Here is a 25,471-nt window from a genome sequence, read left to right on the forward strand (position 1 = left end):
GTCTGGCCCTTTGGGTAACGAATGCTGAACGATCAGGCGTAGCCGTAGCTCATCAGACGTTGGTAGCGGCGATCCAACAACTCTTCTTTCGTGAAGGTATCGAGATCGGCCAGATCGGCAAGCAGCTGGGCCTTCAGTGACACACCAATCGCCAGTGGGTTGCGGTGTGCGCCGCCCAGGGGTTCCGGGATCACAGTATCAATCAGCTTCAGCTCTTTCAGACGCGGTGCAATGATGCCCATCGCTTCTGCGGCCAGTGGCGCTTTGTCGGCGCTTTTCCACAGAATAGATGCACAGCCTTCCGGCGAAATCACCGAGTAGGTGCTGTACTGCAACATGTTCACTTTGTCACCGACACCAATGGCCAGTGCGCCACCGGAACCGCCCTCACCGATAACAGTACAGATAACCGGCACGGTCAGGCCAGACATCTCACGCAGGTTGCGTGCGATGGCTTCAGACTGACCGCGCTCTTCTGCGCCCACACCAGGATAGGCACCCGGGGTGTCGATAAAGGTGATGATCGGCATATTAAAACGCTCGGCCATCTCCATCAGGCGCAGCGCTTTACGGTAACCTTCCGGCGCAGGCATGCCGAAGTTACGACGAATTTTCTCTTTGGTTTCACGCCCTTTCTGATGACCAATGATCATCACCGGACGGCCATCGAGACGCGCAGTACCACCAACGATAGCTTTATCATCGGCATAGGCGCGATCGCCCGCCAGCTCGTCAAAGTCAGTGAACACATTGCGAACATAGTCCAGCGTATACGGGCGCAGCGGATGACGCGCAAGCTGCGCGATCTGCCAGGCACCTAAATCTGAGAAGATTTTACGGGTCAGCTCAACGCTTTTATCGCGCAGACGCTGAATCTCTTCATCCAGATTAATATCCAGTTTTTCATCCTGACGGCCAACCGACTTGAGCGAATCAATTTTCGCTTCAAGCTCAGCGATTGGCTGTTCGAAATCCAGGTAATTAAGACTCATAATAATCCTGTTTTAGTCAAACTCCAGTTCCACCTGCTCCGATCCTATCAACGATCGCAGATCGTTCAGCAAACGATCGCTCGGCGACACGCGCCAGGTTGCACCGAAGCGCAACTTCGCCCGCGCATCCTCTCTCTGATAGTAGAGATGTACCGGAATTGTCCCCGAACGATGGGGTTCCAGGGATTGACGGAGACGGTTCAAAAGCTGGTCATCAATTTGCCTGTCCGTCAGCGAGATAGCAAGCCCACGTGCATATTTTTCACGTGCTTCATCAATGTCCATCATCTCGCGGGCCATCATTTTAAGCCCGCCGTTGAAGTCATCGAAGCTGACCTGCCCACTGACGATCAGGATACGGTCTTTCTCCAACATATGCTGGAACTTATCTAACGCATCTGTAAATAACATCACTTCCAGACGACCAGAACGGTCATCCAGGGTGCAGATGCCAATACGGTTACCGCGTTTTGTTACCATGACGCGGGCCGCCACCACCAGACCGGCTGCGGTGATCATCTTACCACGCTCGGTCGGGTGCATGTCTTTCAGGCGCAGTCCACCGACGTAGCGCTCAATCTCTTTCAAGTACTGGTTGATCGGGTGACCCGTTAAGTAAAGCCCTAACGTCTCTCTTTCGCCATCCAGTTGAATCTGTTCCGGCCATGGCGTGACGTCCGAATAGGACTTCTCTACCTGTTCCGGGGCTTCTGCCAGCACACCAAACATATCTGCCTGGCCGATGGCTTCGGCTTTGGCATGTTGGTCGGCTGCTTTCAATGCATCCGGTAAGGCGCTCATCAAGGCGGCGCGGTGCGGACCTAAACGGTCAAACGCGCCGGACATAATCAGTTTTTCCAGCACCCGCTTATTCAGCTTTTTGGTATCGGTGCGTGCGCAGAGGTCAAACAGCTCGCGGAAATACCCGCCCTCATTACGTGCGTCAATGATGGCTTCGATCGGGCCTTCGCCCACCCCTTTGATCGCGCCAATGCCGTAAACAATCTCGCCGTTATCGTTAACGTGGAACTGGTACTGCCCGGAGTTAATATCCGGCGGTAAGACCTTCAGCCCCATGCGCCAGCACTCATCCACCAGGCCAACTACCTTTTCGGTGTTGTCCATATCGGCAGTCATCACGGCGGCCATAAACTCAGCCGGATAGTGTGCTTTCAGCCACAAAGTCTGATAAGAGACCAGCGCATAAGCGGCGGAGTGAGATTTGTTAAATCCGTACCCGGCGAATTTTTCCACCAGGTCGAAGATTTTAACCGCCAGCTCGCCATCAATGCCGCGTGATTTCGCCCCATCTTCAAAGCCGCCACGCTGCTTGGCCATCTCAACCGGGTTCTTTTTACCCATCGCACGACGCAGCATATCCGCCCCGCCTAAGCTGTATCCTGCCAGTACCTGGGCGATCTGCATCACCTGTTCCTGATAGAGGATAATGCCGTAGGTCGGCTCCAGCACGGGCTTCAGCGACTCATGCTGCCACTGAATATCCGGATAAGATATCGCCTCACGCCCGTGTTTACGGTCAATGAAGTTATCCACCATGCCGGACTGAAGCGGGCCGGGACGGAACAAGGCAACCAGAGCGATCATATCCTCGAAGCAGTCAGGCTTCAGGCGTTTGATCAGGTCTTTCATGCCGCGTGATTCGAGCTGGAACACCGCCGTGGTTTCCGAGCGTTGCAGCATATCGAAACTTTTCTGATCTTCAAGCGGGATCGCCGCAATATCGATCGGATCTTTACCTTCTTTCGCACGACGGGCGTTGATCATCGCCAGCGCCCAGTCGATGATCGTCAGCGTGCGCAGCCCCAGGAAGTCAAATTTCACCAGCCCGGCATATTCCACATCGTTCTTATCGAACTGGGTAACCGGATGGTGGCCATTTTCGTCACAGTAGAGCGGGGCAAAATCAGTAATTTTGGTCGGCGCAATCACCACGCCCCCGGCATGCTTACCGGCGTTGCGCGTCACCCCTTCCAGAATGCGCGCCATGTCGATCAGCGCTTTAACCTCTTCATCTGCCTCATAGATTTCTGGCAGCTGCGGTTCTGCGGCAAAGGCTTTTTCCAGCGTCATACCGGGGTCAGGTGGCACCAGTTTGGAGATGCGATCCACGAAACCGTAAGGATGCCCCAGCACGCGGCCGACATCGCGGATGACCGCTTTTGCCGCCATGGTACCAAAGGTGATGATCTGTGAAACCGCCTGGCGCCCGTACATCTCAGCCACATGCTCAATCACCAGATCGCGTTTTTCCATACAGAAATCGACGTCGAAGTCGGGCATCGACACACGTTCCGGGTTGAGGAAACGTTCAAACAGCAGATCAAATTCGAGCGGGTCGAGGTCGGTAATTTTCAGCGCATAGGCCACCAGTGAACCGGCACCCGATCCACGTCCCGGCCCCACTGGCACATCGTTATCCTTCGACCACTGGATAAACTCCATCACGATCAGGAAGTAACCAGGGAATCCCATCTGGTTGATAACGTTGAGTTCAATATCCAGGCGCTCATCATAGGCGGGGCGGCGTTCGGCGCGCACCTGCTCATCAGGGAACAGAAACGCCAGGCGATCTTCCAGCCCTTCTTTCGATTTCACCACCAGGAAATCTTCCGTTGTCATGTCACCCGTCGGGAACTGCGGCAGGAAGTACTCACCCAGACGGATAGTGACGTTACAACGACGGGCAATTTCCACGCTGTTTTCCAGCGCTTCCGGGATGTCCGAGAACAGCTCGCACATCTCCTCACTGCTACGCATATACTGCTGCGGACTGTAGTTGCGCGGACGTTTTGGATCGTCGAGGGTAAAACCATCGTGGATGGCGACGCGGATTTCATGTGCATCGAATTCTGATTCCGTCAGGAAACAGACTTCGTTGGTGGCGACCACCGGGATCGCGTTCTCCATTGCCAGCGCAACGGCAGCATGCAGGTACGTTTCTTCGTCCGGGCGACCGGTACGAATCAGTTCAAGGTAGTAGCGATCGGGAAAATGATGCTGATAAAACGCCAGACACTCTGCGACCTGCGCCGTGTTGCCGCGCAACAGCATTTTACCGACATCGCCACGCCGTCCGCCTGACAATAAAATAATCCCCTGCTGATGCTCAACCAGCCAGTCCCGATCAATCGTCGGGCCCGCCGGACCGTAGCCACGTTGGTAGGCTCGGGAAATCAACAAGGTGAGGTTTTGATAACCGTCGTTATCGGCGGCCAGTACGGTGATTTGGGACAGCTCATCACCCATGGCCTCACTACTGACGTTGAAATCTGCGCCAATAATCGGCTTCATGCCTTGACCGTGTGCAGTGCCGTAAAATTTTACCAGCCCACACAGGTTGGTGAAATCCGTGATCGCGATGGCTGGCATGCCCATTTTTGCCGCGTTTTTCACCAACGGGCCAGTTTTGGCTAGCCCATCGATCATGGAGTAGTCGCTGTGGACGCGTAAATGAATAAAACGAGGTTCGGCCATCGGTGATCCTGTTAAAACAGAGGAAGAAGATTAACTATTCTGCAAACGTGAAACGGCAGCGCTGCCACCGTAACCGTTATATCGGCTCACGCGTACACGCAACCGTAGCGGCAACATCGGCATCCATTAAGACATTGCGTACCGGAGCGAAACTGCGCCGATGCTGCGATGTCGCGCCAAACTGAGTCAGTTTTTCCATATGCAATGCGGTCGGGTAACCTTTGTGCTGGGCAAAACCATATTCAGGATAGAGCCGATCCAACTCAGCCATTTCGCGGTCGCGTGTCACCTTCGCAATAATTGAAGCGGCGCTGATTTCTTTCACCAGGCTATCACCTTTAACCACTGCCTGACTGGGCATGGCCAGCGCCGGGCAACGGTTACCGTCAATCAGTACAAAGTCTGGCGTCAGGTGCAAACCGGCCACCGCACGCTGCATCGCCAGCATGGTGGCATGCAGAATATTCAGCTGATCAATCTCTTCCGGTTCTGCCCGGCCCAGACTCCAGCTCAGTGCCTTCTCTTTGATCTCATCGTACAACGCCAGACGGCGTTTTTCCGACAGTTTTTTCGAGTCGGCAAGCCCGACAATAGGCCGCGCCGGATCCAGGATCACGGCGGCAGTCACCACGGCGCCCACCAGCGGGCCACGGCCAACTTCATCAACGCCCGCAATCAGCGCGGCATTGGGATAAATAAATTCACTCATGGGCACAGCTCCAGTACGGCTGCCGCTGCCTGCTCATCGGCATTCCAGCGGATCTGATGATGGAGTTCAGCAAAAGTCGCCAGCAGTTTATCGCGGGTTTCACCTTGTGCCAGCAGCGGTTCTAATGCTGCGGCCAGCCGATCGGGCTGACATTCATCCTGGAGCAGCTCTTTCACCAACTCACGGCCCGCCAGCAGATTGGGCAGTGAGACGTAATCCGTCTTTACCAGGCGTTTTGCCAGCCAGAAGGTGAAAGGCTTCATACGATATCCCACCACCATCGGACACTTCGCCAACATACACTCCAGCGCAGCCGTACCGGAAGCCAGCAGTGCGGCATCACTGGCGACCATTGCCTGTCGCCCTTTACCATCCAGCAGATGCATGGTCAGGTCAGGTGCAACCTCGGCTTTGATTTTCTCAAACTGCTCGCGACGGCGCGGATTAACCAGCGGCACCACAATTTCCAGCGCCGGGTATTTTGCCCGAAGCAGCATCGCCGTTCGCAGAAAATCGCCACTGAGCATCTCGACTTCAGCCCCACGACTGCCAGGAAGCAGTGCCAGACAAAGTGCATCCGGGGCAATGCCCAGCTCGCGGCGTGCAGCCTCTTTATCCGGTTCTATCGGCATCGCATCAGCCATGGTATGGCCAATAAAGCGACACGGCACATTAAAACGGTCGTAGAAAGCTTTTTCAAATGGCAGGAATGCCAGCACCAGGTCAGTGGAGCGACCAATCTTAAACACCCGTTTCTGACGCCATGCCCAAACGGACGGACTGACGTAGTGAATTGTCCGGATGCCCTGCTGTTTCAGACGCCCTTCCAGGGTGATATTGAAATCTGGCGCATCAATGCCGACAAAAACGTCAGGCTTTAGCGCAGTAAAGCGGCGGGTCAGATCGCGGCGTATATGTAACAGGCGACGCAGGCGGCCGAGCACTTCAACAATGCCCATCACCGCCAGTTCTTCCATTTCATACCAGGCTTCACAGCCTTCAGCCTGCATCAGCGGGCCAGCCACCCCAACAAAACGGGCGTCAGGATGCTTTTCTTTCAGCGCACGAATGAGACCTGCACCAAGAATATCGCCGGAGGTTTCTCCGGCGACAAGGGCAATCGTTAAGGGATGCTTTGGCATGAGTTAACGAATCAAACCCCTTGTAGAGCGGGCAAAGAAGTCATAGAACGGCTGAACTTCAGGATGCGCTTTCGCGATTTCCTCAATTTCAGGTTTCACTTCGTCCAGTGTTTTGCCGCTGCGGTACAACAGCTTGTAGGCGGCAGTAATCGCATGCAGCGCGTCTTTGCTGAACCCACGGCGCTTCAGGCCCACAAGGTTAATACCAAACGGCGTCGCATGGTTACCCTGCGCAATCACGTAGGGTGGCACATCCTGGGCAACGCCAGAACAACCACCTACCATCACATGAGCACCGATGATGCAGAACTGATGCACTGCCGTCATCCCCCCAATGATCGCATGATCATCGACGGTCACATGGCCGGCCAGCGTTGCGTTATTCGCCAGGATGCAATGACTTCCTACCACACAGTCGTGCGCCACGTGCGCATTGACCATCAGCAGGTTGTCATCACCGACTTTCGTCAGCCCACCGGACTGCGCCGTACCACGATGGATGGTGACGCTTTCACGGATGCGGTTACGGTCGCCGATCTCAACTCGCGTCGGTTCACCAGCGTATTTCAGATCCTGATTCGCTTCACCAATTGAAGCAAACTGGTAGATAGTATTGTCTTTACCGATAACGGTGTGACCATTGACCACTACATGGGACTTCAGAACCGTGCCTTCGCCGATCGAAACGTTCGCACCAACGATGCAAAACGGACCAATCTGGACACCGGCACCAATAATGGCGCCTTCTTCTACGATCGAGCTGGGGTGAATTACGGCGGTGCTATCAATCACGAATTAAGCCTCCCGGCTGCGGGCACACATCATCGTTGCTTCGCAGACAATTTTACCGTCAACAGTGGCCACACCTTTAAAGCGTGTCACACCACGGCGGGTTTTTTCGAAAGTGACTTCCATGATCATTTGGTCGCCTGGTACCACGGGGCGCTTGAAGCGCGCATCGTCAATACCGGCAAAGTAGTACAGCTCACCCGGCTCAAGTTTACCAACGCTTTTAAACGCCAGAATACCTGTTGCCTGTGCCATTGCTTCCAGAATCAGCACACCGGGAAAAATCGGTTTACCAGGGAAATGGCCCTGGAAAAACGGTTCGTTGACCGAGACGTTTTTTACTGCACGCAAGAACTTGTGTTCTTCAAACTCAAGGACGCGATCAACCAGTAAAAACGGATAACGGTGCGGTAAAAGTTCAATAATCTCTTCAATCTTCAGAGTATGAGTTTCAGTAGTCAAAATACTCTTCCTGTCCTAAAAATTCTGATGGCATCAATGACACGGCCCGCAACGATCATCCCATCGTCTGCAGGCCGCAAATTTTTCTGTACGCTAACGCTTTCGCATATTGTATTTATGAAAGCCGGGCAGCGTGATGTTGACGCGCTTAGTCTTTGCCGACCTTGCGTTCGATGGCTTTTAAGCGTTTGCTTATTTCATCGATGTTCATCACCAGAGCTGCAGTTTTGCGCCAGGATTTGTTGGGCTGTAGCGGAATCCCGGAGGAGTATACTCCAGGTTCAGTGATTGGCCTCATCACCATTCCCATCCCTGTGACGGTAACTTTGTCACAAATTTCCATATGACCATTAATCACGCTGGCACCACCAATCATGCAATAGCGGCCAATTTTCAGGCTGCCAGCCATAATTACGCCACCGGCCACTGCGGTGTTGTCGCCAATCACCACATTGTGAGCAATCTGGCACTGGTTATCTATGATAACACCATTCCCTATTTGGGTGTTATCGAGAGCACCGCGATCGATGGTGGTACAAGCACCAATTTCTACACGATCGCCAATGATCACCGTGCCAAGCTGGGGAATTTTCACCCAATTGCCACGATCGTTAGCATAACCGAAGCCATCAGAACCGATCACTGTGCCAGACTGAATCAGGCAATCACGGCCAATCTCAACTTCATGGTAGACAGAAACGTTGGCCCACAAGCGGCTACCGGCACCAATACGTGCCTTTTTACCCACAAAGCACCCTGGGCCGATAACAACATTATCGCCAAGGGTAACATCAGATTCGATCACCGCATTCGCGCCAATCGAGACATTATTGCCAAGCTGTGCGCTCGCATCAATCACGGCGCTGGGGGCGATATTTTTGGCAGGTTGCGGCGTAGTATCCAGCAACTGTGCCATACGGGCGTAGGTCAGATACGGGTTTTTAACCACCAGCGCTGCGCCAGGGAAAAATTCCAGATCCGCTTCAGTGAGCACCACGGCTGAAGCCTGACAGGCTGCGAGCTGCTCGCGGTAACGGCTGTTTGAAAGAAACGTGATCTGACCGGTTTGGGCGGATTGCATAGAAGCAATGCCGGAGATGGCGATATCGCCATCTCCGTGCAATTCTGCATCCAACTGCTGGGCTAAATCAGCCAGTCGAATTGAAGACATGAATTATTTAACCTGTTTCAGAACATCAGCAGTGATGTCTTTAGATTTAGCAGAGTATGCAACCGCATTTTGATCGATTACAACATCGTAACCTTCGCTATCAGCCACTTTCTGAACGGCGTCCTGGATACGGCTCAGGATCTTGTTACGCTCTTCCATCTGACGACGACGGTTGTCCTGCTCGAAAGCCTGCGCTTTCGATGAGAATGCTTCACGCTGCGCCATCACGTCTTTTTCCATGCGGCTGCGGTCGGCTGCCTTCATGGTAGAACCGTCACGCTGCAGACGCTGCATTTTAGTTTGCAGATCACGTTCCATACCCTGCAACTCAGTTGCACGGCCTTTGAATTCGTTCTCCAATTGCTTCGCAACGGTCGCACGCGCTGGTAACTGTTGGAAAATGCTGGAAACGTTCACCACTGCAATTTTATCAGCAGCCTGAGCACCGGCGGAAACCGCCAGAGCAATACCCAGACCTGCGGCACACAACAACTTTTTCACTATAAAACTCCTCACCATCAACGTTTGTGTCACGGACACATGTGTTGCGCTTACCCGCTCTTTTTTCAAACAGAGTAAGCGCGATACTCTCTTGCAGTGCTTCCGTGCAAATCCGAATTACCAGGTTTTACCAATGTTAAATTGGAACTGTTCGGCCTTATCTCCATCATACTTTTTGAACGGCTGGGCGTAAGAGAACACCAGCGGGCCCAGAGGGGACATCCATTGTAATGCCAGACCTGCTGACATACGGATGTTGCTTGGATCGCTGTAGTCCGGGATACCTGCTGCACGGGTGGCGGCAGTGTTTTCCCATTTGGTGTCCCACACAGTACCAGCGTCCACAAACAGGGACGTACGTACAGAGTTAGCGTACTTCTCACTCAGGAACGGCGTTGGGGTGATCAGCTCTGCGCTGGCAACCGCCATGGCGTTACCACCGATAGCATCATCGGAGTTACACACCTTATTCACATCGGTACCTGAACAGTCCGAAGAACCGTTATTCAGGTAAGCCGCTTTAGGACCAATGTTATTGGAACGGAAACCACGAACGGTGCTGGAACCACCGGCATAGAAGTTCTCATAGAACGGCATTTCTTTACCGCTCAGGCCATCCCCATAGCCCACACGGCCACGACCTAACAGAACCCAGGTACGATCCTGGTTCAGTGGCAGATACTGTTGCGTATCCAGCGTCGCTTTGTAGAAGGCATTATCGGAACCTGGGATGGTCACTTTACCGTTCAGGTTGGTACGGTTACCCGCCGTTGGGAAGAACCCACGGTCAAGGGTGTTATACGTCCAGCCATAGTTAAAGGTGAAGTCATCTGCGGAGTAGTCTTCATCACCAGACAACGTCGGATTCTGCCCCACAGAACGCAGGTAGCGCCACATGGCAACCTGAGGCTGCATATTAGACAGGCTGTTATGAACATAGCCCAGGCCAACACGCAAACTGTTGTTCTCATTGATTGGGAAGCCCAGCGTTCCATCCACACCATAACTTTTATTGGTGTAGTCAGACAGGTCAGCATCGTCCGCTTTAAAGTCATTATAGAAGACGCGGCCACCCAGGCTGACACCATCAACCGTGAAGTACGGGTCAGTCAGTGAGAATTCAGCATAGGTTTGGTAATCGTTCTTGGTTCCGCTGATGCCAACGGTATTACCCGTACCCAGCCAGTTATCCTGGGTGACGCCGACCTGGAAGCTCACGCCACTCTCGGTGCCGTAACCCACGCCGAAGTTCAATGTACCGGTGTTGCGTTCTTTCACCTTGTACACGACGTCGACCTGGTCAGGCGAACCTGGCACACGCTGAGTGTCAGTGTCGACGGTTTCGAAGTAACCCAGACGGTTCAGACGCTCTTTACCCTGCTCGACCAGGTCGCTGCCTAACCAGGCACCTTCCATCTGGCGCATTTCGCGGCGCAGAACAGAGTCTTTAGAGGTGTCGTTACCTTCGAAGCGGACTTTGCGCACATAGAAACGGTTGCCCGCATCCACATTGATACGTAATTTTACGGTTTTGTTCGCATCATCAATTTCTGGCTGTGTCTGCACACGCGGATAAGCGTAGCCATAACGACCCAGCAGTTTCTTGATATCGTCTTCGATGCGCGTCACTTTCGAACCGTTATACAGTTCACCTGGGGTGATTTTACTCAGCGTTTCGATTTCTGCTGAGTGCCCGGCCAGATTACCCGTCACCGCAACACCGGAAAGCTTGTACTGCTCGCCTTCATTGATGTTAACGGTAATGTAGATACCTTTTTTATCTGGCGTCAGGCTGACCTGGGTTGAGTCGATATTGAATCGTGCGTAACCGCGATCCAGATAGAAACTGCGCAGGGTTTCAAGGTCACCCGCCAGTTTCTGTTTCTGGTATTTACGATCGCCGACGACGTTCCACCATGGCACATCATCACGCAGCTGGAAGCGCGAGATCAGTTCATCTGAACTGTACGCTTTATTACCCACGATGTTGATCTGTTGGATCTGAGCAGAGACACCTTCAGTAAACACCAGCTTCAGGTCAACACGGTTACGTGGCAGTGGCGTAACCACTGCTTTCACGCTGGCACTGTATTTACCGACGCTGTAATAGAAGTCTTCCAGGCCTTTCTCAATGGAGGAGATCGTGGTGCGATCCAGAGCTTCACCCACTCGCACACCGGATGCTTCAAGGTTCTGCTTGAGCATGTCCTCTTTCACCGCTTTGTTACCGGAGAAAGTGATACTGGCAATGGTCGGACGCTCTTTCACCTGGACGATCAACGTATTGCCGTCGCGCAGGACCTGAACATCTTCAAAATTCCCGGTGGCAAACAGTGCACGAATGGTGTTACTGAGATCTTCATCGGAGACAGTATCTCCAACGCGGACTGGCATACTGAGCAATGCCGCACCGACGGCGACTCGCTGCAGGCCTTCAAAGTGAATATCATTCACCACGAATCCGTCTGCACCGTATACGGTAGCGCTGCTAAGCAGCAGCGACGCTATGAGCAACTTTTTCATCGCCATCGTTTTTCTGCAATCTTCCTAACTAGTTCTCACAGACAATTTACCGATTGGTAAACTATAGCCTTGAGAAGTCATTGAATAGCGCAAGCCCCATTAACAGCACCAGCAAAATCGAGCCGATACGATAACTGAAGTCCTGAACTCGCTCGGACACCGGCCCTCCCTTGATCTTTTCGATCAGCAGGAACAGCAAATGGCCACCATCTAACACCGGCAATGGGAACAGATTGATAATTCCAAGGTTCACGCTAATCAGAGCGAGGAACATCAGGTAGTAAATCAAACCGTATTCCGCTGACATCCCAGCACCCTGCGCGATCGAAATCGGCCCGCTGAGATTGTTCAACTTCACATCACCAACAATCAGTTTGCCCAGCATGCTGACCGTAAGCTTCATCAGTTGCCAGGTTTTCGCGCTGGCCTCACCGATTGCGGCAAACGGGCCATACTGGCGCACCGTTCTGTACTCTTCAGGCAGAGGATTAATGCGCGGTATCACTCCGGCAAACCCTTCGGCCTTGTTATGGGGATTAACGTCCGGTGTCAGTGTCAAACTGACCGTACTGCCCTGACGCTCCACCTCAATGGCTATATCTTTACCTGGATTATCGCGCACTGTGGCAACAAAATTTTGCCACTGGTCTAAAGGCTGACCATCGACTTTAACGATCCTGTCGCCAGCTTGCAAACCCGCTCGACTTGCAGCGGAATCCTTTTGCACCTGTGCCAACACCGATTCGATCTGTGGTCCACGCGGCTGTATCCCCAATGACGTCACGGGATCCTGCTTGTCTGGCTCAAACTGCCAGTCGTGCAGATTCACTGTCTTATCACTGGTTTTTTCACTGCCGAATGGCGCAAGGGTTAACGTGGTGCTTTCGTCACCAATCTTCGCAACCAGTGCCATACGCACAGCATCCCAATCAGGCGTTTCGATACCGTCAACGGCTTTAAGTTCCGTGCCTGGGGTAATTTGCGCTTCAGCAGCTGGCGATCCGCTCACTATTTCGCCAACAACCGGGCGTACACCCGGAACGCCGATGATAAACACCAGCCAATAGGCGAAGATGGCAAAGATGAAATTTGCGATAGGGCCGGCACTGATGATCGCGGCACGCTGGAGGACCGTTTTGTTATTGAAGGATTGATGGCGAAGTTCTGGCGGTACACTTTCTACACGCTCATCGAGCATCTTGACGTAGCCGCCCAGCGGGATCAACGCGATAACGTACTCAGTGCCCTGCTTGTCACGGCGCCGCCACAGCGCTTTACCGAAACCAATGGAGAAGCGCTCAACTTTCACGCCGCAACGGCGGGCTACCCAGAAATGGCCAAATTCATGCACGGTGATTAATATCCCCAGTGCAACAATAAAGGCAGCAAAACTCCAGAGTACGCTCAACATAATGTTTCCCTACAGCGTCCCAAAGACCAGCAGCAACAGGCAGGCAAACACCGGTACAGCTGCCGTGAGGCTGTCAATGCGATCAAGAATACCGCCGTGACCTGGAATAAGACTGCCGCTGTCTTTAATGCCCGCTTCGCGTTTAAACATGCTCTCGGTTAAATCACCCAGGACCGATGCAAGCGCGGCAGTAATTGAACAAATCAGCAATGTCGACAATGGCACTTGAAGCGGAGCGAACACGCTAAACAGCCATGAGAGTACTGCTGATGTCACCAGCCCGCCGAAGAAACCTTCCCACGTTTTACCTGGTGAGACCTTAGGTGCCAGCTTGTGTTTGCCGAATAATTTGCCAAACATATACGCGCCAGAGTCAGCTCCCCACACGAGGAACATCACATAAAGCAGCCACCATGCACCCGCATAATGGTCAGCTTCGTAGTGATACTGACGCAGCGCCAGCATCCCCCAGAAGAACGGGACAATGGTAAGCAACCCAAATACCAGACGTAATGGGCGGGAATTACGCCAAAATGCGGCAGAACCGGGATAGGACAAGACCAAAAGTAGCGCCACAATCCACCAGCCAAGTGACACCCACAAGGCGCCACCAATCTGCGGCAGATGCACGGAGTGCTGATATGCAGGCAATGTAAACAGCATAAAGGCCAGCAGCAGCCCACACAGCAGTGCAAGCCAGATGCGCTGTGAGCGGGCAGCAAAGCCCGCAAACTGGCCCCATTCCCACGCGGCCAGCATGCAGATCGCTAAAATTGTGATGGCAAACCCTAGCGGCGGCAGCATAAACAGCGCTGCAATGACGATAGGTATTAATATAAACGCGGTAATCAGGCGAGACTTTAACAAAGATTACCCCCAGTGCGCTTATGCGCCGCCGGGTGCTGCGCCGCCAAACCGACGCTCTCGTTGTGCAAACGCATTCAGTGCACCTTCAAAAACTTGTTCATCAAAATCAGGCCAAAGAGTATCGGTAAACCAAAACTCTGCATAGGCGACTTGCCACAGCAGGAAGTTACTAATCCGATGCTCTCCCCCGGTCCTTATTACCAGATCCACAGGTGCCAGTTCATTCAGGCAGAGATACGGGTGCAAGGTCTCTTCTTCGATCTGATCCGGGCGAAGAAGTCCTTCCTGTACCTGTTCTGCTATTTTTCTGACTCCGTGGATAATATCCCAACGTCCGCCATAATTCGCGGCAATGTTGAGTGTTAGTCCATTATTTTGTTGAGTAAGTTCTTCAGCACGGCGAATACGCTCTTGCAAACGTGTGTTGAACCGACTGATATCACCGATAATTTTCAACCGGACATTATGTTTGTGCAGGCTTTTTACTTCACTGTCGAGTGCCCAAACGAACAACTCCATCAGCGCCAGAACTTCCTGCTGAGGACGGTTCCAGTTTTCACTACTGAAGGCATAGAGTGTGAGCGCATCCAGCTTATTGCTCACCGCAAAACTCACGGCGCGACGCACGGATTTCACTCCCGCTTTATGACCAGAAATACGCAGCTTGCCCTGGCTTTTAGCCCAGCGACCATTGCCATCCATAATGATGGCCACATGGCGGGGGCCTGCCCCCTGCTGGTCATCGGTTTGTAATTGATTTTCGGACGACATAATGCGTAATTATTTCCTTATTCAGAAATATACCCTTCATATTTTAAGCTGCTGCTGCGCCGACCGCCGACATTCGCGCCTGTCACTTACTACTGTAAGCGTAAACAGAACAATGCCTTGCCGCCTTGCTGCAGCGCCAATGATTTGGGTATGCAATGGCTTCTGAAATATCTCACCCGCCCGGCGTAAATAGACTGTAATTGCACGAACTTATCCGCTTAATCACGCACTGGCACCGGAACGGTGGGGCAAGACTATACCACCTCCGCCCAGCGCTCACAAATAGCGGCGCGTTAAATCGCGCTGGCTCTGCCTGCAGAAAAACGTGGCAGTAAAGCACTTGCCATCGCGCGGGCTTCCCGGTCAATGGCAATCACCGCGTCGACGCTAGAAGGTTCCTTGCAGGACAGTGTCTCCAGTACCGCAACATTCAAAGCAGCAATATCGGTAAAGCGGATCTCAGACGCAAGAAACGCGGCAACCGCAATTTCATTCGCCGCATTCAGCATGGTGGTCGCCGCCTGCCCGGTAATACTGGCATCAATAGCCAGTTTCAGGCAGGGATAGCGCGCATAATCAGGCTCAGAGAAGGTCAATGCCGACATACGTGTGAAATCAAGCGGTTGGGCACCTGAAGTCACGCGCTGCGGCCAGGCCATCGCGTGAGCAATTGGCGTACGCATATCCGGCGATCCAAGCTGGGCAATCACACTGCCATCACGATAACGGACCATTGAATGAATAACGGATTGCGGATGCAGAACCACTTCCATCTGCGCATCAGTCGCATTAAACAGCCAGCGGGCTTCAATATATTCCAGGCCTTTGTTCATCATGGTGGCCGAATCGACAGAGATTTTTCGCCCCATCGACCAGTTCGGATGCGCACACGCCTGATCCGGCGTCATATGGCGTAACTCTGCCAACGGCGTCTCACGAAACGGGCCACCTGACCCCGTGAGGATAATGCTGTCAATGCCATTATCTTCTAAAGAAGCGTACCCTAACTGCTGCTGGAGGGAAGCAGGCAAACTCTGAAAAATGGCGTTGTGCTCGCTATCGATGGGCAACAACTGCGCTTTCGAGGCGCTTACTGCCTCCAGGAATAGGCGGCCGCAGGTCACAAGCGACTCTTTATTGGCCAGTAAGACCTGTTTTCCAGCGCGAATTGCAGCCAGGGTAGGCAATAATCCTGCTGCACCAACAATCGCGGCCATTACCTGGTCCACACCATCCAACGCGGCCAGATCGCAGGCAGCCTGCTCCCCGCTTAACACTTCAGTGGCCACATTCAGATCTTTCAGACGAAGACGCAGTGTTTCAGCCGCTTTACTATCTGACATTGCGGCGTAATCCGGGCGAAATGCCAGGCATTGTTCGGCCATCAGTTCCACATTGCGCCCGGCAACCAGTGCCTTCACGGCAAACAAGTGAGGGTTAGCACGTACCACGGCCAGCGTGCTGGTCCCGATAGAGCCGGTCGAACCGAGGATCGTCAAGTGTTTCATGAGGCTGCTCTGTGTAATGACCCGGCGCAGGCAGCAATCAGGAGAAGGGAGAGAAACCTGCCGGGGAAGTTAACAAATGCAAAACGCCGTAAGACCGACCCTTCATGTGAATGGCAATCTGTACGGCGTTTCATTGGGTGATGACGAACTCAGAAGTCCATCAGCTCCGCTTCTTTTTCGGCCAGCGCAGTATCAATTTTCTTGATAAATACGTCAGTCATTTTCTGTACATCTTCCTGTGAACGACGATCATCGTCTTCACTGATCTCTTTGTCTTTCAGCAGTGCTTTCACTTTGTCATTCGCATCACGACGAACGTTACGCACAGACACACGACCCTGCTCAGCTTCACCGCGCACGATTTTGATCAGGTCTTTACGACGCTCTTCGGTCAATGCTGGCAATGGAACACGGATGTCTGTGCCTGCTGACATTGGGTTCAGACCCAGATCAGACGCCATGATCGCTTTTTCAACGGCAGCGCTAATAGAGCGGTCGAAGACGTTGACTTTCAGCGTACGCGAATCTTCTACGGTCACACTGGCCAGCTGACGCAGCGGGGTTGAAGAACCGTAATAATCGACCATGATACCGTCGAGAATACTCGGCGATGCACGGCCGGTGCGGATTTTGCTGATATGGCTTTTGAATGCCTCGACGCATTTATCCATGCGCGTTTCTGCATCTTTCTTGATGTCGTTAATCACGTGGGAACCCTTGGATTCTGTTTGATCCACCAGCCTCTGGCATCGCCAGAAGCCGTTCAAATACATTTAAAGATAATCCTGACATGCAGAATATACCTTATTTTAACCCTTTTAACCGCAGACTGATATTAATGCGTAATCAGTGTGCCTTCTTTTTCACCCATCACTACGCGACGCAGTGCGCCCGGCTTGTTCATATTGAACACGCGGATTGGCAGTGAATGGTCACGCGCCAGGGTAAAGGCGGCCAGATCCATCACTTTCAGTTCTTTATCCAGCACTTCAGTATAGGTCAACTGCTCGTGCAGGACCGCATCCGGGTTCTTCACCGGGTCGGAGGAGTACACGCCATCCACTTTGGTGGCCTTCAGCACCACATCGGCTTCGATTTCAATGCCACGCAGGCAGGCTGCAGAATCTGTGGTAAAGAACGGGTTACCGGTACCGGCGGAGAAAATCACCACGCGGTTATTACGCAGCAGGCTGATGGCTTCTGCCCAGCTGTAGTTGTCACACACACCGTTCAGCGGAATAGCCGACATCAGGCGGGCGTTAACATAGGCACGGTGCAACGCATCACGCATCGCCAGGCCATTCATCACGGTTGCCAGCATACCCATATGGTCGCCAACAACACGGTTCATACCAGCCTGAGCCAGACCAGCACCGCGGAACAGATTACCACCACCGATAACCACACCTACCTGAATGCCCAGTTCTACCAGTTCTTTCACTTCCTGAGCCATACGATCCAGCACGCTGGCATCGATACCGAAGCCTTCAGCACCTTGCAGGGCTTCGCCACTCAGTTTTAGCAGGATACGTTGATATACGGGTTTTGCATTGGTCGCCATGGTTTTTTTCCTGGAAGATATCGTCGAAAAGGGGTGTTAACTGTGTGCGGTATCATCCTAAAAGCATCAGAGAAATACTATTGGGATGAGACTGAAAATGCGCTGCCAAAAGCAGGCAAAAAAGAACCGCCATTTGGCGGTTCTTTTCGGATCATTAAGACTGCTTGGACATGGCAGCAACTTCTGCCGCAAAATCTGTCTCAGCTTTCTCAATGCCTTCGCCCACTTCAAAGCGGATGAAGTTGGTCACGTCTGCGTTTTTCTCTTTCAACAGTTGGCCCACAGTTTTGCTTGGGTCAATGACGAAAGGCTGGCCGGTCAGAGAAACTTCGCCGGTGAATTTCTTCATACGGCCTTCAACCATTTTCTCTGCGATTTCTTTTGGCTTGCCAGACTGCATAGCGATGTCCAGCTGAACCTGGTACTCTTTCTCTACCACTTCAGCAGACACGTCTTCAGGCTTAACGAATTCTGGTTTGCTTGCAGCAACATGCATTGCCAGCTGCTTAACCAGCTCTTCGTCAGCGCTTTTAGCCGCGATCAGAACGCCGATGCGAGCACCGTGCAGGTAGCTACCCAGCACTTCGCCTTCCAGAGTAGATACGCGACGAATGTTGATGTTTTCACCGATTTTAGCAACCAGTGCAACGCGCTCTTCTTCGAACTGTGCTTTCAGCACTTCAACGTCAGTGATTTTGCCTGCAACAGCAGCATCCAGCACTTTGTCAGCGAAAGCCTGGAAACCAGAATCTTTAGCAACGAAGTCAGTCTGGCAGTTAACTTCCAGAATCACTGCGTAGTTGCCGTCGATCTTAGTTTTGATCACGCCGTCAGCAGCAACGTTGCCTGCTTTCTTAGCAGCTTTGATCGCGCCAGATTTACGCATGTTCTCGATCGCCAGCTCGATGTCGCCGTTGGCTTCGGTCAGTGCTTTTTTACAATCCATCATGCCAGCGCCAGTGCGCTCGCGCAGTTCTTTTACCAGAGCAGCGGTAATATCAGCCATTCTCTAATCCTCGGTTAGCTTGCATCTGCCAGCTCGCCTTGCGGCGTTCGCTTGAGATGCCTGGTCTCGGGAGAAACATTCTGCCCCGCCGATTGTGACAACCGGCAAAGCGAAGTCGAAAAAATAAAGGGGCCAATCAAGGCCCCTTCCTTACAGATTCACATCTGATGTACAAGGGCTCTCTAAAGAGCAAGCCTTATTACTCAGCTTCAGCGAAGGTTTCTTCAGCTTGCTGAGCCAGGTCCTGAGAGCGACCTTCACGTACAGTGGTAGCCACTGCAGTCAGGTACAGGCTAACAGCACGGATTGCATCGTCATTACCAGGGATAATGAAGTCAACACCGTCTGGATCAGAGTTGGTATCAACGATAGCAAATACTGGGATACCCAGGTTGTTTGCTTCTTTGATAGCGATGTGTTCGTGATCTGCATCAACAACAAACAGTGCGTCTGGCAGGCCGCCCATATCTTTGATACCGCCCAGGCTGTTTTCCAGCTTGGCCAGTTCGCGGTCGCGCATCAACGCTTCTTTCTTGGTCAGTTTGTCGAAAGTGCCGTCCTGAGACTGAATTTCCAGATCTTTCAGACGTTTGATTGACTGACGAACAGTTTTCCAGTTAGTCAGCATACCACCCAACCAGCGGTGATTAACGAAGAACTGGTCGCAGCTCAGAGCGTGCTCTTTTACCGCTTCGCTTGCAGCGCGCTTAGTACCAACGAACAGAATCTTACCTTTACGGGAAGAGATCTTGCTCAACTCAGCCAGAGCTTCGTTGAACATTGGCACAGTTTTCTCAAGGTTGATGATGTGAACTTTGTTACGAGCGCCGAAGATGAATGGCTTCATTTTCGGGTTCCAGTAACGGGTCTGGTGACCGAAGTGTACACCGGCCTTGAGCATGTCGCGCATGGAAACAGTTGCCATGATTACCTCTATAGATATAGTTTGGGGTTAAGCCTCCACGTATCCCATACAACCGACCCATCGGCTCTTTCGAACCAGCAAGGCACCCCGGCGTAGGTGTCGATACGTGTGTGTTATTTACACATAGTGAGATTTATGCGTTTCTCTCATCGCAGTGAGAATCACCGAACAGAGAATCGTCGGCGCGCTTTATACCATAAATGAGGCATTGAAGCCAACTGGTAGTTGCCTTATTCACCGAAATGGGCTGACTCACGTCTGCGCCGCGGTTTACGCTACAAACTACAATTGGCAGCGTCCGGGGGGACTGCTACCATTGCAGCACTTTCTTTATTATTGTCGAAAATGACGACAAATGCGGACCTGATGAATGGCTATTTCAATTAAAACCCCGGAAGAAATCCAAAAAATGCGCGTGGCTGGCCGCCTGGCCGCCGAAGTTCTTGAAATGATTGAAGCGCACGTTAAACCGGGCGTCAGCACCGGTGAACTTGATCGCCTGTGTAACGATCATATTGTGAACCAGCAGCATGCGGTTTCTGCCAGCCTGGGCTACCACGGTTTCCCTAAATCTGTATGCATATCTGTGAATGAAGTGGTGTGCCACGGTATTCCCAGCGACGAAAAAATCCTCAAAGATGGCGATATCGTCAATATCGATGTCACCGTCATTAAAGATGAATACCACGGTGATACCTCTACCATGTTCATCGTCGGTAAACCGACCATTCAGGGCGAGCGTCTGTGCCGTGTGACTCAGGAAAGCCTGTATCTGGCTCTGCGCATGATCAAACCCGGCATTCGCCTGCGTACCCTGGGCCGCGAAATTCAGAAATTTGTTGAAGCACAGGATTTTTCTGTTGTGCGTGAATATTGTGGTCACGGTATCGGTAAGGGCTTCCACGAAGAGCCACAAGTATTGCACTACGATGCCGATGACGGCGGTGTCGTCTTGCAGGCCGGTATGGCTTTCACCGTTGAGCCAATGGTCAATGCCGGTGATTACCGCATTCGCGTCATGAAAGATGGCTGGACGGTAAAAACGAAAGATCGCAGCTTGTCCGCTCAGTACGAACACACTATTGTGGTGACAGAAAACGGCTGCGAAATTATGACGCTGCGCAAAGATGACACCATTCCGGCCATTCTGGTCGCAGAATAATGCGTAGGGGCTGACCTTATCTTCCGGTCAACCCGGGTCAAATTTAAAGCCGGCGCCAGCCGGCTTTTTTACGTGTTCAGTATGATCAGATCCACATTGGGGCGGTGAAATGAATAAAGACGTACCTGAAGCCAGCATCCTGAAAAAACTCACCAAGGCCCCGCGCCGCTGGGAAGATGCCGAACTGAACCGCGATACGCTCAGGCATCACCTGGATGTTTTCCAGCAGCATCTCGCTGCCGCTTTTGACGCCGGGCAGGATGCAGAAAGCCTGATCGACGCCCGTACCCTCTTCATCGATCGCCTTCTCCGGCGCCTGTGGCGCTTCTTCGGATTCCCGGAAAAAGACGGCATTGCACTGGTTGCGGTCGGTGGCTACGGTCGGGGTGAACTGCATCCACTATCGGATATTGATGTCCTGATCCTCAGTCGTAAACCCCTGTCCGAGGAAGATGCCCGTCGTACCAGTGAGTTGCTGACCCTGATGTGGGACCTCAAGCTGGAAGTCGGTCACAGCGTGCGAACGCTGGAAGAGTGTTTGCTCGAAGGGTTGTCCGACCTCACCGTCTCAACCAACCTGATTGAATCGCGCATGTTGACCGGCGATCTCACGTTATTTCTTGAGATGCAGAAGAACGTCTTCAGCGATGGCTTTTGGCCGTCAGACCGCTTTTTCGCAGCAAAAATTGATGAACAACAGGTACGTCATCAACGCTATCACGGCACCAGCTACAATCTGGAACCGGACATCAAGAGCAGCCCCGGTGGCCTACGCGACATTCACACGCTGTTGTGGGTGGCACGCCGTCACTTCGGCGCGACCTCACTGGATGAAATGGTCGGTTTTGGCTTTCTGACGGAAGCCGAGCGTAACGAGTTGAACGAGTGCCAGAGCTTCCTGTGGCGCATCCGTTTTGCCCTGCACCTGACACTGACGCGCTACGACAACCGCCTGCTGTTTGATCGTCAGCTCAATGTTGCCCAACGCCTGAACTATCAGGGCGAAGGGAACGAGCCGGTTGAGCGCATGATGAAGGATTTCTTCCGTGTCACACGCCGCGTTGGCGAGTTAAACCAGATGCTGTTACAGCTGTTTGATGAAGCCATTCTGGCGCTGCCAACCGACGAGAAACCCCGCCCGCTGGACGATGAATTCCAGCTACGCGGCACGCTGATTGATCTGCGTGATGATACGCTGTTTGCACGTCAGCCAGAGTCCATCATGCGTATGTTCTACACCATGGCGCGTACACCGAAAATTACCGGTATCTACTCCAATACGCTGCGTCATTTGCGTCACGCGCGCCGTAACCTGAAGCAGCCCCTGTGTACCATCCCAGAGGCCCGGGAGCTGTTCCTGTCGATACTGCGCCATCCAGGTGCAGTCAGCCGGGCACTGGTGCCTATGCACCGCCACAGTGTGCTGTGGGCTTATATGCCGCAGTGGAGCAACATCGTTGGTCAGATGCAGTTTGATCTGTTCCACGCCTATACGGTCGATGAACACACCATTCGCGTACTGCAAAAGCTGGAAAGCTTTGCCGACGAACGTACACGTCAGCAACATCCGCTGTGCGTTGAACTCTGGCCACGCCTGCCGCAGTTGGAATTACTGCTGATGGCGGCGCTGTTTCACGATATCGCCAAAGGGCGCGGCGGCGATCATTCCATTCTCGGGGCCCAGGATGCGCTGGAGTTTGCCGAGATGCACGGCCTGAACTCACGCGAGACGCAGCTGGTTGCCTGGCTTGTGCGCCATCACCTGCTGATGTCGGTCACCGCCCAGCGCCGCGATATTCAAGACCCGACGGAGATCCAGCAGTTTGCCGAGGTGATGCAGAATGAAAACCGCCTGCGTTATCTGGTGTGCCTGACCGTTGCCGATATCTGTGCCACCAATGAAACCTTATGGAACAGCTGGAAGCAAAGCCTGTTACGCGAGCTGTTTTTCGCCACAGAGAAACAGCTGCGCCGTGGAATGGAAAACAGCCCGGACCTGCGCGAACGCGTGCGCCATCATCGGCTTCAGGCGCTGGCCTTACTGCGCATGGATAATATCGACGAAGAAGCGTTGCACAGCATCTGGGGCCGCTGCCGCGCCGACTATTTCCTGCGGCACACGCCAAACCAGCTCGCGTGGCATGCGCGTCATCTGATGAATCACGATCTCAACCAGCCCCTGATCCTCGTTAGCCCGCAGGCGACACGCGGCGGTACCGAGATCTTTATCTGGAGCCCGGACCGCCCGTACCTGTTTGCCACTGTAGCCGGTGAGCTGGATCGTCGTAATCTGAGCGTCCATGATGCCCAGATCTTCACCAGCCGCGACGGCATGGCAATGGACACCTTTATCGTGCTGGAGCCGGATGGAAGCCCGCTGGCGACTGACCGCCATGAGATGACACGCCAGGCGCTGGAACAGGCGATCTGCCAGACCAGCTGGCAGCCTCCGCGCACGCGCCGTCAGTCAGCTCGTTTGAAGCATTTTAATGTCGATACCGCGGTCAACTTCTTACCCACACACACTGACAGGCGAACTTATCTGGAATTAGTCGCGCTGGATCAGCCGGGATTGCTGGCGCGCGTTGGCGAAGTTTTTGCTGACCTGAACGTGTCGCTGCACGGTGCGCGCATCAGTACCATCGGTGAACGCGTCGAGGATTTGTTTATTCTCGCCAATAGCGAGCGCCGGGCATTGGATGCCGATTTGCGCCAACGGCTGCAACAACGGTTGACAGAGGCCCTTGTTCCAAACGATAAAGTGTGACCCAGATTTACTTTTCATCCCTAAAGAGTGACACAGGCGTCATTGTCGCAGGCAGTTTGAGCGCAGACAGCGCAGCGTACTGAAGTACGTGAGGATGGCGAGCACTGCCTGCGTTCAAAATGGCAAGTAAAATAGCCTGTTACACCGAACTCACTGAAATTGAGAGATCTAATATGCAACAGTTACAGAGTGTTATTGAAGCGGCCTTCGAACGCCGTGCGGACATTACCCCAGCAAACGCTGACGCCGCAACCCGCGAAGCCGTCAACCAGGTTATCGCCCAGCTGGATAGCGGTGCCCTGCGCGTCTCTGAGAAAATCGACGGCGAATGGGTTACGCATCAGTGGTTGAAGAAAGCGGTCCTGCTCTCTTTCCGCATCAATGACAATCAGGTAATTGATGGCGCAGAAAGCCGTTATTACGATAAAGTTCCGATGAAATTCGCTGACTACGACGAAGCACGCTTCAAAAAAGAAGGCTTCCGCGTTGTTCCACCAGCGGCAGTACGCCAGGGCGCATTCATCGCACGTAACACCGTGCTGATGCCTTCTTACGTTAACATCGGCGCTTACGTTGACGAAGGCACGATGGTTGATACCTGGGTCACCGTAGGTTCCTGCGCGCAGATCGGTAAAAACGTTCACCTGTCTGGCGGCGTTGGCATTGGTGGCGTACTGGAGCCATTGCAGGCCAATCCAACCATCATTGAAGACAACTGCTTCATCGGTGCGCGTTCAGAAATCGTTGAAGGCGTGATCGTAGAAGAAGGTTCCGTGATTTCAATGGGCGTTTATATCGGCCAGAGCACCAAGATCTTCGACCGCGAAACCGGGGAAGTGCATTACGGCCGTGTCCCTGCGGGTTCCGTTGTCGTTTCAGGCAACCTGCCATCGAAAGACGGGACTTACAGCCTGTACTGCGCCGTTATCGTGAAAAAAGTCGATGCGAAAACGCTGAGCAAAACCGGCATCAACGAACTGCTGCGCACTATCGATTGATCCTCCTGCGGGCCACACCAGTGGTCCGCACCTTACTGTAAAGTAAGTTTTACACTCCTGCCCTGAACTACCTCTTTCACGTCACGAAACAAGTGGTGCTATTGTGCACAATCTGCGCCATAATCCGCGCCAGAAAATACTGTATTTAAATTAAACGATCCTTTTCCGTTTCTCGGATAGCGACTACTCTGATCGCATCTGGATCGATAGTCTCTTAAAGGAAAATACCATGTACGACAATCTCAAGGGTTTGGGCATCGCGACGCCGGAAGATATCGACCGTTACAGCCTGCGTCAGGAAGCCAACAATGACATCCTGAAAATCTATTTCCGTAAAGATAAAGGCGAGTTCTTTGCCAAAAGCGTGAAATTTAAATATCCGCGCCAGCGCAAAACCGTGGTAGCTGACAATGCCAGCCAGGGTTACAAAGAAGTTCAGGAAATCAGCCCGAACCTGCGCTATGTGATTGATGAACTTGACCAGATTTGCCAACGTGACCAGGTAGAAGTTGATCTGAAGCGCAAAATTCTTGATGACCTGCGTCATCTGGAGAGCGTGGTCTCCAACAAGATTGCTGAAATTGAATCAGACCTGGATAAACTGACCCGCGGCGGTCGTTAATTCCTTTTCTGACATAAAAAGGGGTGACCATAATACTGGTCACCCCTTTTTTTTGTCCGGTGCCGCTCTTATTTTCGAACGGCACTTTT

Annotated in this window: 21 protein-coding genes; 4 read left to right on the top strand and 17 right to left on the bottom strand. The window is 52.8% G+C overall.

Translation table 11 applies throughout. The annotated features are described in order from the left end of the window. Positions 1-32: 32 nt before the first annotated feature. The 17 genes from accA to rpsB form a co-directional block, all read right to left on the bottom strand. Positions 33-992 carry an acetyl-CoA carboxylase carboxyl transferase subunit alpha gene (gene accA / locus FY046_RS15775; RefSeq protein ID WP_133842182.1) on the bottom strand — a complete coding sequence of 320 codons (960 nt, stop codon included), beginning with the start codon at positions 990-992 and terminating at the stop codon, positions 33-35. Positions 993-1,004: 12 nt separating this feature from the next. Then, positions 1,005-4,487 (bottom strand): DNA polymerase III subunit alpha, encoded by a 3,483-nt coding sequence (gene dnaE / locus FY046_RS15780; RefSeq protein ID WP_133842183.1) that lies wholly within the window; start codon positions 4,485-4,487, stop codon positions 1,005-1,007. A gap of 76 nt (positions 4,488-4,563) precedes the next feature. Beyond that, the gene (rnhB, locus tag FY046_RS15785; protein ID WP_159336926.1) at positions 4,564-5,196 is read right to left on the bottom strand and encodes a ribonuclease HII; all 633 of its coding nucleotides are present in this window, start codon (positions 5,194-5,196) and stop codon (positions 4,564-4,566) included. After that, positions 5,193-6,338: a lipid-A-disaccharide synthase gene (gene lpxB, locus FY046_RS15790; RefSeq protein ID WP_133842185.1), complete on the bottom strand. Its 1,146-nt coding sequence runs from the start codon at positions 6,336-6,338 to the stop codon at positions 5,193-5,195. The genes rnhB and lpxB overlap by 4 nt, the downstream gene beginning before the upstream one ends. Before the next feature lie 3 nt (positions 6,339-6,341). Continuing rightward, positions 6,342-7,130 carry an acyl-ACP--UDP-N-acetylglucosamine O-acyltransferase gene (gene lpxA / locus FY046_RS15795; RefSeq protein ID WP_133842186.1) on the bottom strand — a complete coding sequence of 263 codons (789 nt, stop codon included), beginning with the start codon at positions 7,128-7,130 and terminating at the stop codon, positions 6,342-6,344. Between the two features lie 3 nt (positions 7,131-7,133). Beyond that, entirely contained in the window at positions 7,134-7,589 is a 456-nt protein-coding gene (gene fabZ / locus FY046_RS15800; protein WP_133842187.1) for a 3-hydroxyacyl-ACP dehydratase FabZ, read from the bottom strand. Positions 7,590-7,737: 148 nt separating this feature from the next. After that, entirely contained in the window at positions 7,738-8,760 is a 1,023-nt protein-coding gene (gene lpxD, locus FY046_RS15805) for a UDP-3-O-(3-hydroxymyristoyl)glucosamine N-acyltransferase (RefSeq protein WP_133842188.1), read from the bottom strand. A gap of 3 nt (positions 8,761-8,763) precedes the next feature. Beyond that, complete coding sequence (gene skp, locus FY046_RS15810) at positions 8,764-9,261, bottom strand: molecular chaperone Skp (protein WP_133842189.1); 498 nt, start codon at positions 9,259-9,261, stop codon at positions 8,764-8,766. 117 nt (positions 9,262-9,378) lie between these two features. Then, positions 9,379-11,790 carry an outer membrane protein assembly factor BamA gene (gene bamA, locus FY046_RS15815; protein WP_133842190.1) on the bottom strand — a complete coding sequence of 804 codons (2,412 nt, stop codon included), beginning with the start codon at positions 11,788-11,790 and terminating at the stop codon, positions 9,379-9,381. A 55-nt stretch (positions 11,791-11,845) separates the two neighbouring features. Further along, positions 11,846-13,195 carry a sigma E protease regulator RseP gene (rseP, locus tag FY046_RS15820; protein ID WP_446186275.1) on the bottom strand — a complete coding sequence of 450 codons (1,350 nt, stop codon included), beginning with the start codon at positions 13,193-13,195 and terminating at the stop codon, positions 11,846-11,848. A gap of 9 nt (positions 13,196-13,204) precedes the next feature. Beyond that, positions 13,205-14,062 carry a phosphatidate cytidylyltransferase gene (cdsA, locus tag FY046_RS15825; RefSeq protein ID WP_159336923.1) on the bottom strand — a complete coding sequence of 286 codons (858 nt, stop codon included), beginning with the start codon at positions 14,060-14,062 and terminating at the stop codon, positions 13,205-13,207. A gap of 18 nt (positions 14,063-14,080) precedes the next feature. Next, complete coding sequence (ispU, locus tag FY046_RS15830) at positions 14,081-14,833, bottom strand: (2E,6E)-farnesyl-diphosphate-specific ditrans,polycis-undecaprenyl-diphosphate synthase (protein ID WP_133842193.1); 753 nt, start codon at positions 14,831-14,833, stop codon at positions 14,081-14,083. A 293-nt stretch (positions 14,834-15,126) separates the two neighbouring features. After that, positions 15,127-16,341, bottom strand: coding sequence for a 1-deoxy-D-xylulose-5-phosphate reductoisomerase (ispC, locus tag FY046_RS15835; protein ID WP_446186276.1), 1,215 nt, complete (start codon positions 16,339-16,341; stop codon positions 15,127-15,129). Between the two features lie 149 nt (positions 16,342-16,490). Next, positions 16,491-17,048 (bottom strand): ribosome recycling factor, encoded by a 558-nt coding sequence (gene frr / locus FY046_RS15840; protein WP_133842195.1) that lies wholly within the window; start codon positions 17,046-17,048, stop codon positions 16,491-16,493. Between the two features lie 128 nt (positions 17,049-17,176). Next, positions 17,177-17,902 (bottom strand): UMP kinase, encoded by a 726-nt coding sequence (gene pyrH, locus FY046_RS15845; protein ID WP_133842196.1) that lies wholly within the window; start codon positions 17,900-17,902, stop codon positions 17,177-17,179. A 154-nt stretch (positions 17,903-18,056) separates the two neighbouring features. Continuing rightward, positions 18,057-18,908: a translation elongation factor Ts gene (tsf, locus tag FY046_RS15850; protein ID WP_133842197.1), complete on the bottom strand. Its 852-nt coding sequence runs from the start codon at positions 18,906-18,908 to the stop codon at positions 18,057-18,059. A gap of 199 nt (positions 18,909-19,107) precedes the next feature. Continuing rightward, positions 19,108-19,833 carry a 30S ribosomal protein S2 gene (gene rpsB, locus FY046_RS15855; RefSeq protein WP_133842198.1) on the bottom strand — a complete coding sequence of 242 codons (726 nt, stop codon included), beginning with the start codon at positions 19,831-19,833 and terminating at the stop codon, positions 19,108-19,110. A 370-nt stretch (positions 19,834-20,203) separates the two neighbouring features. Between rpsB and map the strand changes: the two genes are divergently transcribed. From map to FY046_RS15875, 4 genes are all read left to right on the top strand, one after another. Further along, on the top strand, positions 20,204-20,995 hold the full coding sequence (gene map, locus FY046_RS15860) for a type I methionyl aminopeptidase (RefSeq protein WP_133842199.1): 792 nt from the start codon (positions 20,204-20,206) through the stop codon (positions 20,993-20,995). A 109-nt stretch (positions 20,996-21,104) separates the two neighbouring features. Beyond that, positions 21,105-23,762 carry a bifunctional uridylyltransferase/uridylyl-removing protein GlnD gene (glnD, locus tag FY046_RS15865; RefSeq protein ID WP_133842200.1) on the top strand — a complete coding sequence of 886 codons (2,658 nt, stop codon included), beginning with the start codon at positions 21,105-21,107 and terminating at the stop codon, positions 23,760-23,762. A 173-nt stretch (positions 23,763-23,935) separates the two neighbouring features. Further along, on the top strand, positions 23,936-24,760 hold the full coding sequence (dapD, locus tag FY046_RS15870) for a 2,3,4,5-tetrahydropyridine-2,6-dicarboxylate N-succinyltransferase (protein WP_133842201.1): 825 nt from the start codon (positions 23,936-23,938) through the stop codon (positions 24,758-24,760). Between the two features lie 229 nt (positions 24,761-24,989). After that, positions 24,990-25,382 (top strand): DUF3461 family protein, encoded by a 393-nt coding sequence (locus tag FY046_RS15875; protein ID WP_133842202.1) that lies wholly within the window; start codon positions 24,990-24,992, stop codon positions 25,380-25,382. Positions 25,383-25,471 lie beyond the last annotated feature (89 nt).

The organism is Erwinia sp. 1181_3 (assembly GCF_052824965.1).